General features: G+C 57.9%; 11 protein-coding genes. 1 reads left to right on the top strand and 10 read right to left on the bottom strand.

Annotated elements, in window-relative coordinates; all coding sequences use genetic code 11:
* Positions 1-198: 198 nt before the first annotated feature.
* Both Q7V03_RS21060 and Q7V03_RS21055 read right to left on the bottom strand, forming a co-directional pair.
* On the bottom strand, positions 199-645 hold the full coding sequence (locus tag Q7V03_RS21060) for an IS3 family transposase (RefSeq protein ID WP_304927538.1): 447 nt from the start codon (positions 643-645) through the stop codon (positions 199-201).
* 186 nt (positions 646-831) lie between these two features.
* A complete protein-coding gene (locus Q7V03_RS21055; protein ID WP_304927537.1) occupies positions 832-1,161 on the bottom strand; it encodes a transposase in 330 nt (109 codons plus the stop codon).
* 417 nt (positions 1,162-1,578) lie between these two features.
* Here Q7V03_RS21055 and Q7V03_RS21050 point away from each other — a divergent pair.
* A protein-coding gene (locus tag Q7V03_RS21050) for an IS3 family transposase (protein WP_370651184.1) occupies positions 1,579-2,729 on the top strand; the annotation gives its coding sequence in 2 pieces (ribosomal slippage) (positions 1,579-1,846 and positions 1,846-2,729; 1,152 coding nt in all).
* A 208-nt stretch (positions 2,730-2,937) separates the two neighbouring features.
* On the opposite strand, the gene Q7V03_RS21045 is transcribed toward Q7V03_RS21050, so the two are convergent.
* The 8 genes from Q7V03_RS21045 to Q7V03_RS21010 all read right to left on the bottom strand — a co-directional run bounded on the left by Q7V03_RS21045 (position 2,938) and on the right by Q7V03_RS21010 (position 9,853).
* Positions 2,938-3,303 (bottom strand): cupin domain-containing protein, encoded by a 366-nt coding sequence (locus Q7V03_RS21045; RefSeq protein ID WP_304927536.1) that lies wholly within the window; start codon positions 3,301-3,303, stop codon positions 2,938-2,940.
* A 46-nt stretch (positions 3,304-3,349) separates the two neighbouring features.
* Positions 3,350-4,792 (bottom strand): NAD(P)/FAD-dependent oxidoreductase, encoded by a 1,443-nt coding sequence (locus Q7V03_RS21040; protein WP_370651183.1) that lies wholly within the window; start codon positions 4,790-4,792, stop codon positions 3,350-3,352.
* The gene (locus Q7V03_RS21035; protein ID WP_304927535.1) at positions 4,743-5,861 is read right to left on the bottom strand and encodes an ABC transporter ATP-binding protein; all 1,119 of its coding nucleotides are present in this window, start codon (positions 5,859-5,861) and stop codon (positions 4,743-4,745) included. The genes Q7V03_RS21040 and Q7V03_RS21035 overlap by 50 nt, the downstream gene beginning before the upstream one ends.
* Positions 5,858-6,430, bottom strand: a complete 573-nt coding sequence (locus Q7V03_RS21030; RefSeq protein ID WP_304927534.1) for an ABC transporter permease — start codon at positions 6,428-6,430, stop codon at positions 5,858-5,860. Before Q7V03_RS21030 ends, Q7V03_RS21035 begins: the two co-directional genes overlap by 4 nt.
* Before the next feature lie 212 nt (positions 6,431-6,642).
* Entirely contained in the window at positions 6,643-7,410 is a 768-nt protein-coding gene (locus Q7V03_RS21025) for an ABC transporter permease (RefSeq protein WP_304927533.1), read from the bottom strand.
* Positions 7,411-7,561: 151 nt separating this feature from the next.
* Complete coding sequence (locus tag Q7V03_RS21020) at positions 7,562-8,632, bottom strand: extracellular solute-binding protein (RefSeq protein WP_304927532.1); 1,071 nt, start codon at positions 8,630-8,632, stop codon at positions 7,562-7,564.
* A gap of 50 nt (positions 8,633-8,682) precedes the next feature.
* On the bottom strand, positions 8,683-9,327 hold the full coding sequence (locus tag Q7V03_RS21015; protein WP_304927531.1) for a helix-turn-helix domain-containing protein: 645 nt from the start codon (positions 9,325-9,327) through the stop codon (positions 8,683-8,685).
* 199 nt (positions 9,328-9,526) lie between these two features.
* Positions 9,527-9,853 (bottom strand): hypothetical protein, encoded by a 327-nt coding sequence (locus Q7V03_RS21010; protein WP_304927530.1) that lies wholly within the window; start codon positions 9,851-9,853, stop codon positions 9,527-9,529.
* Between the last annotated feature and the right edge of the window lie 9 nt (positions 9,854-9,862).

Here is a 9,862-nt window from a genome sequence, read left to right as displayed (position 1 = left end):
GGACTTCGCCACACAATGGCTATGGACTTACAACAACGACCGCCCGAACATGGGCATAGGCGGCATCACACCCGCCCAGAAACTGAAAACGGCCGCCTAAGTTCTACAAATGCACCCCGTCAAAAATGGGGGGATTACCATCCGGTGTCTTTCTTTGCCAGATCGCCTGATCCAGCGCATCAAGCACGAACTGGGTCTTCATCGATGTCGAGGCGCGCCAGCTGTTACCCGGAAGGGATTTGCGTGCAAATCACGCAGGGCCACGATCCGTCGTGCAAACACATCGATCACGAACGCCACATAGACTGTTCCCGACCATGTGGGCACGTAGGTAAAATCTGAAACCAACAGCTTGTTCGGTCGATCAGCCTTGAACAGGCGGTTCACCTTGTCGTCCGGGCATGGCAGCGATGTGTCAGGATTGGTCGTAATGACCTTCTTGCCACGGACCACGCCCCTGATGCCCAGACGGCGCATCAAACGTTCCACTGTGCAGCGGGCTGCGTCTTCGCCCTGCCGTCGCAAAACATGCCAGATCTTCCGCGCGCCATAGAGTTTGCGGTTGGCATCCCAGCCCGCGTCGATCTGGACGCTCAGGGCTGCATCCGACTTCGCCCGAGCCGAGGCCCGGTCAGGATCACGCATGATCGCCCGCCGGTCATAAAAGGTGGAAGGGGCAAACTGCAGCGCCCTGCAGATCGGCTCGACCCCGTGCGCCTCTCGGCTTTCCTCCCCTCTCACGCATGTAAAAATGCGCTGCCGGGCAACGAATGAAATCCATCATTTGCGAAATGGGCGGTCGAGCTCCCGCTGCCCGGCAGCGGTTTGTCTTTAAACCGCGAGAGGGGCCTGGGCAAAATACGCTGAAGCTTTGCGCAGGATCTCATTGGCCTGCCGCAGTTCCCGGTTCTCGCGTTCCAGCTCTTTGATCCGCGCGATCTCAGCGCCGGTAGGTCCCGGCCGTTCGCCGCCGTCACGCTGGACCTGTCGCATCCAAACGCGAAGGCTGTCCGGCGAACAGCCCAATTTACCCGCGATCGCTGTCAGCGCCGCAGCTTCGCTTTGATAATCATCGCGGTGTTCCATCGCCAACCGCACCGCATGTTCGCGGAACTCAGGTGAATACGGCTTCGAGGTCTTCTGCTTTGATGTCTGTTCCATAACGGGCAATTCTCCGAGAGTTTTGCCCTCCGGTAAACCCGGGGCGGTTCAGCTTATCTGCATTGTCGTCGCCATTTTGAACGCAGTTTACCACCCGGATCGCCAGTATCAGGCCATCACATTAGCCTGAATGCATTGTTCAAGGCGAACTAGTTAGAGTAGCCTAAGGCCTAGACAACGAGCTCATTGCCCGCAACCATTTCAGAAATTTCAAAGCCACTCTCCCGATCCCAATGCCCCTAGGAATGGCTGCACATGCACCGCGCCGGTGCATCCCTGCGGTGCGGGAGTTACGATGTTTACGACTGCTGCGTCACCTACTGATCATGCGTCTGGTTGAGCTACCCCCCGAAAATCGGACAGTGACGGAAGCTACGATCTGAGGTCTGCTGATCCCCAAGACGAGGAGATCAGAGCATGTCGAAACGCAGGAACCATGACGCGGCGTTCAAGGCGCGTGTTGCGTTGGAGGCGCTGAAGGGCGAGCGCACCGTGTCGGAATTGGCGACCGCTTATGAGGTCCATCCAACGATGATCCATCAGTGGAAGAAGGCACTGCTGGAAGGTGCTGCGGGCATTTTCGAGCGTGGCGGTCAGGCTGCGGCCACAGCCGAGATTGCCGAGGATACGGTCCGTGATCTGCATGCAAAGATCGGAGAACTGGCCGTCGCCAACGATTTTTTGTCACGAAAGCTCAAGCCCTGGATCGGGAAGTGAGGTGGGGCATGATCGAAAGAACCCATCCCAAGCTGTCGGTCGGGGCGCAGTGCCAGTTGCTCTCGATCTCGCGATCGTCGTTCTATTACGCGCCGCAGGGTGAGACGACGATGAACCTTGACCTCATGTTGCTGGTCGACAAGCAGTTCCTGGACACGCCGTTTTACGGTGTCCGGCAGATGACATGGCACCTGCAGAACGAAGGCCATGACGTGAACGAAAAGCGCATCCGGCGGCTGATGCGACTTATGCGTTTGATGCCGATCTACCAAAAACCCAACACCAGCAAGCCCGCGAAGGGCCACAAGACCTATCCCTACCTGCTGGGCGGGCTCCGGATTGATCGGCCGAACCAAGTCTGGTGCGCCGACATCACTTACCTGCCCATGCGTAAAGGCTTTCTCTATCTGGTGGCCATCATGGACTGGTTAACCCGCAAGGTGCTGGCCTGGCGGATATCGAACACGCTGGAGGCCGAGTTCTGCGTTGAGGCACTGAACGAGGCCATCCACAAGTTCGGCCCGCCCGAAATCATGAATACCGATCAGGGGTCGCAGTTCACGTCCTTCGATTGGACCGACCGGCTGAAACGTGCAAAGACCAAGATCTCCATGGACGGCAAAGCCCGCTACCTCGACAACATCTTCATTGAACGTCTCTGGCGGTCGCTGAAGTATGAATGCGTCTATCTGCACGCCTGGGAAACCGGATCACAGGCCAAGGCTGGCGTCGGACGCTGGATCACTTTCTACAACCATCTGCGGCCCCATGCCGCCCATGGCGGTCAACCGCCCGCCGTGGTCTACTTCAACGCAACCCAAACCGATCAGCAGGTGCAGGCAGTAGCTTAACTCAGCCCGAAAACTGTCCAAGAGTTGGGGAGTAGCTCAGGTAAGCCGCAGAAGTCCTGAAAAATCATCGATCTGCCTAGAGGGTGTATTCGTTGCTGCGGCTGACTAGGTGCCAAAGCTCCCCTAAGTCTGCAACTGTCGACGAATAGTATGTAGCGGAAAAGTCCGTGGATAAGCGGCGCCTTGTTCGCAGGGCAACAACAGTTAACTATCCATGAAGTCGATCTGCCAAGAACACGTAGATTTTGCGGGTATGCTCGAGAATCTCCCACGTGCCTTTCCAGCCACGCGGCAACATGATGGCATCGCCCGGCCCCAACTCGCGCCGGGTGCCGTCCAAGTGGGTCATCACGATCTTGCCTTGCAAGAAGTAGCAGAACTCGGCCGCCGCTGATCGGTCTGCGGTAAAGCTGCCGGGCGAGCACTCCCAGACCCCGATATCCAGTGCGCCATCAGGCGATTGCCAGATCGAAGTTGCCGCCTCTTTCTGGCCCGGCGTGAGCGCGGTGGGCTTGTCTGCAAGCGTGCCAATGTCGATCCCGGCGAGACCGGTAAAAACGGATAGGTCGATCATGTGTTCTCCAATTTTTGCGGACGCGGTTCAGGCTGTTGCGCCGCTTTCAACGGCCAGTTATGCGATTTGCCAGCGTGGCAAGCCGCGATGTGCGCTGCCCGCCACTTGCCGCTTCGCGCCGGTCTGCCAAGTTATACAGCCAATACATGCCGTGAACGCCCAGCCAGCGAAACGGCTCGACCTCCCATTTGCGCGGCTTGCGGTTGACCCAAGGCAGGGTCGTCCGCTCGGTCTGTTTTTGCAGCACCAGATCCGCTAGAGTTTGACCCGAGAAGTTCGACGTGGACACCCCGAGGCCGACATAGCCACCCGCCCAGGCAATGCCAGTCTGCGGATCAAGACCCGCGGTCGTGCACCAGTCGCGCGGCACACCCAGAACACCACACCAGGCGTGGTCCAGCTTTAGACTGCGAGTCTGGGGCAGCATCCGATACAGAATGCCCTTCAACTTTTCGACGGTTTCAGCCTGGGTCTCGCCGTTCACATCGGTTTTGGAGCCGAAGCGATACGGCACCCCGCGCCCACCCATGGCGATACGGTTATCTTGCGTGCGCTGCGCGTAGCAATACGCGTGCGACGCATCGCCAAACACCTCATAGCCACTCCAGCCCAGTTCGTCCCACATCGCATCTGGGACCGGTTCGGTCACCACGATGGCGCTGTTTAGCGGTATCCACTCACGCTCGTTCCCCGAGATACCATGGGTAAAGCCTTCCGTGGCGCGCACGATGCGGTGCGCAGTAACCGTTCCGCGGTTGGTAGCGACCCGGCCCTTGCTGATCCCGGTGACGGTGGTCTGCTCATAGATTGTGGCGCCCTTACGGGTTACCACTTCGGCCAAACCACGCACCAGTTTGGCCGGTTGCACCCGTGCCACGCCTCCCGTCACCAAAGCGCCCTGCACATCCTTGATGCGGATGCGTTCAGCGGCTTCGGCAGCACCGATCAGATGGCTGCGCTCGGCTGGCACTTCCCATGCCATGTCATCTGCCTGATCGACGCGCAGCCGCTGCATCTGAGCGGGGGTGCAGGCAAAGGTCAGGCAATCGGTGCGCCGAATGTTTGCATCGATGCCTTCGGCTTCGCAGACGCGGATAATCTCTTCCACTGTGCCGCGCAGCTGGCGCTCAAAGTCGATCACGCCTTCGCGGGTTCCGGTCGAGAGATACTTTGACCGGCTCCACGAAAATCCACCCGAACACCAGCCGCCATTGCGGCCGGATGCGCCGTAGCCCGCGAACTCTTTCTCAATGATCGCAATCGACAGGTCGGGGTTCGATTTTTTCAGATAGTAGGCCGTCCACAGCCCGGTAAACCCCGCCCCAATGATGCAAACATCGACGTCGATATCGCCGGGCAATGCCGCTCTATACTCGGGGAGACCGCCAATATCGGCATACCAGAAAGATACATCGCCGTTTTTCTTCACGTCCATCACTTTATCCTTCATGTCCCGCAGTCGAGCCGTCATCGGCCAAAAGCGTTCCATCCTTAGGGTTCCAGGCCAGTTCCACGGCACTGCCGATGGCAAAAGGCTCGTCTTGGGTGGGGGTGCGGGCGATGACGTGGTTGCCATCCGCCAGCGTCACTTCGTATTTCATCGCGGCCCCCAGATAGAGCATTTCGCGCACTGTGCCGCCGAGAATGTTGGTCATTCCGTCCTTCGGACCTGTGCCGGAGGCCTGAACCATAACGCTCTCAGGGCGCAGCAGAATGACATGAGGAGCATCGGCCCTGGCCTGTCCGGGTGCCACCAAAGTCGCCCCCGCAATCGTAAGTGCGGTTTCGGCCCCCCCTGCACTATGCGCGCCCCGCAGCACCGAGCTTTCGCCTATGAACTGGCCCACGAACAATGTCTCGGGTCGGGTGTAAAGCTGATGCCCGCTGCCGACCTGCTCAATACGGCCCTTGTTGAACACTGCGATCCGATCCGACAGCACCAGTGCCTCTTCCTGATCATGGGTCACATAGACAAAGGTCGAACCGAGCTCTCGGTGGATGCGGCGAATTTCCAGTTGCAGCACCTCGCGCAGTTTCTTGTCCAGCGCACCCAGCGGCTCATCCATCAGCAACAGCGACGGGGTGAACACCATCGCGCGTGCTAAGGCCACACGCTGCTGCTGGCCGCCCGAAAGCTCGCTGGGGTAGCGATGCGCGAATTTATCCAGTTGCACCTTTTGCAAGGCCTGATCAACGGCCCTGGTGCGGTCGGCCTTGGCGATGCCGCGTTGCTTCAGCGGATAGGCCACGTTCTGCGCCACGCTCATGTGCGGGAACAGCGCATAATGCTGAAACACCACGCCGATGTTACGCTTATGCGCCGGGACATGGCCAATTGACTGTTCTCCCAAGCGGATTTCACCGGCGCTGAGGTCAGTGAATCCGGCAATCAGGTTCAACGTCGTGGTCTTGCCCGATCCTGAGGGGCCTAGGAACGACATGAACTCACCCGGCTCGACCCGCAGGCTGATATCATCCAAAGCAGTAAAACTGCCGTAGAATTTGCTGACCCCGCGAATGTCGACGGCGGCGCCTTTTGTGCTTGTGTTAAGCGTCATACCCTGCGCCCCCGCATTCCGAAGATTAGTCCCAGCCCGATGATCAGTGACGTAGCAAGGAAGATAAGCGACCCCACCGCCGCAACCGTCGGATCGGCGTCGCGGGTCATGGATGAAAAGATCTGAACCGGCAGGGTTTTCAACTGCGGGCTGGTGATGAAGAGCGACACGATCACCTCATCAAAAGATGTGACGAACGCAAAAAGCGCGCCCGACAGAATCCCCGGCAGGATCAGCGGCAAAGTGATGGTGAAGAACGTGGTTAGCCGCGAGGCCCCAAGGCTAGCTGCCGCCGTTTCCAGACGCTCATCGAAGACGGCCAGATTTGCGCCGACAGCAATCACCACAAACGGGATCGCCAGAAGCGTGTGCGCCAGCACATAGCCAGTCCAAGTGCCGACAAGCCGTGTATCCAGATAGACCGCGTAAATGCCCACGGCCAGCACCACGCCTGGAACGATCATCGGCGTGATCAGCACGGCGCGGATAATGCCAGCCCCGCGACCCTTCATGCGTTCTATCCCGATGGCTGCCATGGTGCCGATCACGGTTGCAACTACGGAAACCATCACTGCTAACTTTGCCGACACTATCAGGCTGCCGATCCACTGCGGATTGGTGAAAAAGTTCTCATACCACTGCAGCGAAAACCCTTGCGGCGGGAAGACCAACGATTTCTTGCCTGCAAAAGACATCGGGATGATGACAAACGTGGGTGCCACTAGCCAAATTGCAATCAACAAACAGGTCAAGCTCAACAACAGGCGGGGCAGATTTAAGTTCATCGGCTGCCCCCGCTCAACTGATATTTCCGCCGCATGAACGGACTGGCTGCGCCAAGAACACCAAAGGTCACGATCAGCAGCACCACACCCATTGCCCCGCCCCGTCCCCAATTCAGCAAGGACAAGACCTGTTGCTGGATCAGCGTTGACAGCATGGTTGATTGCGGGCCACCCAGCAGCAACGGCGTGATGTAAAACCCAAGCGCCAGGATGAAGACGATTGTCGCACCGGCAAATACCCCAGGCAGAGAAAGCGGCAGGTAAATCTGGAAAAAGGTCTTGATTGGATGCGCCCCAAGGCTCTGGGCCGCCTGCAACAACCGCAGGTCAATGCCGCGCATGACGGCATAGAGCGGCATGATCATGAAAGGCAGCAGGACTTGTGTCATACCTATGGTGACGCCCAGTTGAGTTCGGATCAGTCGCACCTTCTCGAACCCCATAGACAAGAGAACCCGATTGATAACCCCGGAATCCTGCAACAAGATCACCCACGCCAACGTTCTCACCACACCTGAAACCCAGAATGGCACCAACACGCACATGATAAGCGCCAGCCGAAGGCGCGGTCCAGCAACGGACATCGCAAAGGCATATGGATAGGCCGCCAGCACGCAGCAAACGGTCACCCAGGAGGCAATGGAAAATGTGCGCAGCAATACCGTGATGTTCACTTTGGTCTGAAAGAACCATACATAGTTTGCAAAACCCGGCTCGGGTTCCATGAAACTGCGTAAGACAATCACGCCAAGCGGCACCGCCATTACAAGAACCAGAACGGCAAGTGCCGGCAGGGTTAGGTAAAGCGGCCCACGGGAAGCGCGCGGTGCAGGTTTAGATGACATGATGGCCTTTCAGCGACGCAAGCGAGCGTTGACAAGAACGCCGGGACCAGCAGCCCCGGCGCAACAAGCATCAGTTGCCCACGACGAACTCAGCCCATTTGGCACTGAGCGTCTCATAGTTAGCGACCCAGAATTCGACGTTCTGGTTGTAAGCCATAGCCTGCTTTTCCGGAGTATTGGTCATGAATTCCGCCGTCAACTGATCCACTTTAGGCTGAGCATCGACGTTAATCGGAGAATATGAGGTTTCTTGCGCCATCACTTCTTGCGCTTGTTTGCCCAGATAAGCATTGATCAGAGCATGAGATGCGTCGGTATCTTTGACACCGATCGGAATGGCAAGCTGGTCCTTGACGACAATCCAGTCTTGCCAGACAGGCGCGTAATTTGCCCCATTGGCCAATGCCGCCTTGCCCCGGCCCGACCAGACCATAACCATGTCAGCCTCACCAGACTCAAGCATCTGCTGGCTTTCGGCTCCTGTCGTCCACGGCACCAGATTTTCACGGATCGAACGCCATTTGTTCAGCCCGCGGTCAATGTCTGCCGGAAACAACTGGTCTTTCGGAACTCCATCGGCCAGCAGGCCCAACTCGACCATATAGCCTTCAGGATCGGCATAACCGGGAATACCACGGGTGCCGGGGAATTTCTCGATATCGAAGAAGTCAGTCCAGTTCTGCGGCGGGTTGTCCTTGTATTTGTCCTTGTTATACAGGAACATAACAGCGTAATTCATCGCCGGAACGCTGCACTCGCCCACCTGTCCTAGCGGAATTTTTGACACGTCGATCTTGGTGAAGTCAAGTTTCTGGAACAGCGTGCCGCAGTGCACGAACGGCGTAAAGTCACCCGTATCAACGACATCCCACATCACGTTCTTGGCCTCGACCTGAGCCTGGATCTTGGCATTTTCGGTCGGTCCGTCAGACAGCAAGGTAACGCCGGATTTTGTAACAAAATCCTGCAGCGCCTTAAGCTGGCCATCCTGAAAAATCCCGCCATATGAGACAAAGGTTAGGGTCTTGCCCGCAAGAGATCCTTCTGCGGTCTCGCCCGCCACAGCGCCTTCAGCAAAAGCGGCACCTGCCATCCCGATTGCTGCCACTGCAGCAAATCCAAGGGTTCTGGTGTGTTTCATCGTATTTCCTCCCGGTTGGTTTTTGGCCTGTGCATCATTGTGCTACAAGATCAGCCGGCCCCGCCGACCTTGTTTCGAAATTCGTCCACATATTTGGAAGTTGATGTGGGCGGAGAAATCATGAACAGCACTTCGGCCGTCCCATCGCCGATGTTGACCACCCGGTGCGGCACCGATGTTGCGTATTCCACGCTGTCGCCTTCGTCCAAATCATGGCTATCGCTGCCAAGCTCCAGCCGGACCTGCCCGCGTAGGACCAAAATCATCTCGTTGCTATCGCCATGGGTGTAAGCGTCGTCCCCACTCGAGCCGCCCATGTCAAATTCCGCGATGTATGTCTCAAAGTGGGTCAGCGGGCGGCGCGACAACAACATTTTGCGCTGACCATTTGTCACCGGTAAAGTGGGCCGCATGTGACGTCGCAGCACAGGATCCTTGCCACCTTCTGCACACGCAAATAGCTCGGAAATACTTGTTCCGAAACTGTTTGCGATACGGATCAGGGTCGAGGTGCTCGCCCCGCTAAGCCCGCGTTCCAGTTGGCTGAGAAAGCTGGCCGAAGTTCCCGTGGCATCCGCCAGTTGACGCAGCGACAGCCCGTTGGCCTTGCGCAAACGGCGCAGCCGCTCGGCCATGATGCGAACGGTTTCCGCTTCATCGGTGCGAGTCATGGGTTGATCTGGTTGGGCTGCCATCGTCTGCTCCAAGATTACTTAAAATATGTTAAGTAGGGAAAAACAAAACTTCAACGATTCTGTGAAACACAGACGTGTCCGCGCAGCAGACAGCGCAAGCGCGCTGCGGTTAGGTCCACGTCGTCTCGGCGACTTGCCGCCAACCCGATAGGCAGCGCCCGGCCGAAGGCCGCTCAAAGCAACACCACAAGAGCCGCAATCAACAACGCCAAACCATGCGCCCCGGCAAAGACCCGGGCCGCCGCGATGCGATCTCCCGTGCCCAGAGATCGCGCCAGCGAGCTTGACATGCCGCCGCCCGAAGTATCGCCAGCGCAGACATCAGCATCACCGCCGGAAAGGCAAGGCTGACTGCCGCCAGTGCCTCGGCACCGATGAAGCGTCCGACGAAGACGCCATCGACCACGTTCAGAATGCCACCCATCGACATGACCACTGCCATGGGAAGGGCGATCGATAAAAACAGCCGCCCGATGGGGGCGGTCAGAAACGGATTGCCCTGAGGGACAGCTTGCCGGACAGACATTGCTCACTG

It is taken from the genome of Cypionkella sp. (genome assembly GCF_030652235.1).
Taxonomy (GTDB): domain Bacteria; phylum Pseudomonadota; class Alphaproteobacteria; order Rhodobacterales; family Rhodobacteraceae; genus Cypionkella.
The sequence above is the reverse complement of the archived record's forward strand: the minus strand, read 5'-3'. Positions and strand labels throughout refer to the sequence as shown.

Excerpts from the sequence above, each read along its gene's own strand:
- Q7V03_RS21035 (WP_304927535.1), bottom strand. The coding sequence starts at position 5,861 with ATGACGCTTAACACAAGCACAAAAGGCGCCGCCGTCGACATTCGCGGG.
- Q7V03_RS21060 (WP_304927538.1), bottom strand. The coding sequence starts at position 645 with ATGCGTGATCCTGACCGGGCCTCGGCTCGGGCGAAGTCGGATGCAGCC.
- Q7V03_RS21040 (WP_370651183.1), bottom strand. The coding sequence starts at position 4,792 with ATGGAACGCTTTTGGCCGATGACGGCTCGACTGCGGGACATGAAGGAT.
- Q7V03_RS21025 (WP_304927533.1), bottom strand. The coding sequence starts at position 7,410 with ATGGCGGTGCCGCTTGGCGTGATTGTCTTACGCAGTTTCATGGAACCC.
- Q7V03_RS21055 (WP_304927537.1), bottom strand. The coding sequence starts at position 1,161 with ATGGAACAGACATCAAAGCAGAAGACCTCGAAGCCGTATTCACCTGAG.
- Q7V03_RS21020 (WP_304927532.1), bottom strand. The coding sequence starts at position 8,632 with ATGAAACACACCAGAACCCTTGGATTTGCTGCAGTGGCAGCAATCGGG.
- Q7V03_RS21015 (WP_304927531.1), bottom strand. The coding sequence starts at position 9,327 with ATGGCAGCCCAACCAGATCAACCCATGACTCGCACCGATGAAGCGGAA.
- Q7V03_RS21045 (WP_304927536.1), bottom strand. The coding sequence starts at position 3,303 with ATGATCGACCTATCCGTTTTTACCGGTCTCGCCGGGATCGACATTGGC.
- Q7V03_RS21030 (WP_304927534.1), bottom strand. The coding sequence starts at position 6,430 with ATGGTTTCCGTAGTTGCAACCGTGATCGGCACCATGGCAGCCATCGGG.
- Q7V03_RS21010 (WP_304927530.1), bottom strand. The coding sequence starts at position 9,853 with ATGTCTGTCCGGCAAGCTGTCCCTCAGGGCAATCCGTTTCTGACCGCC.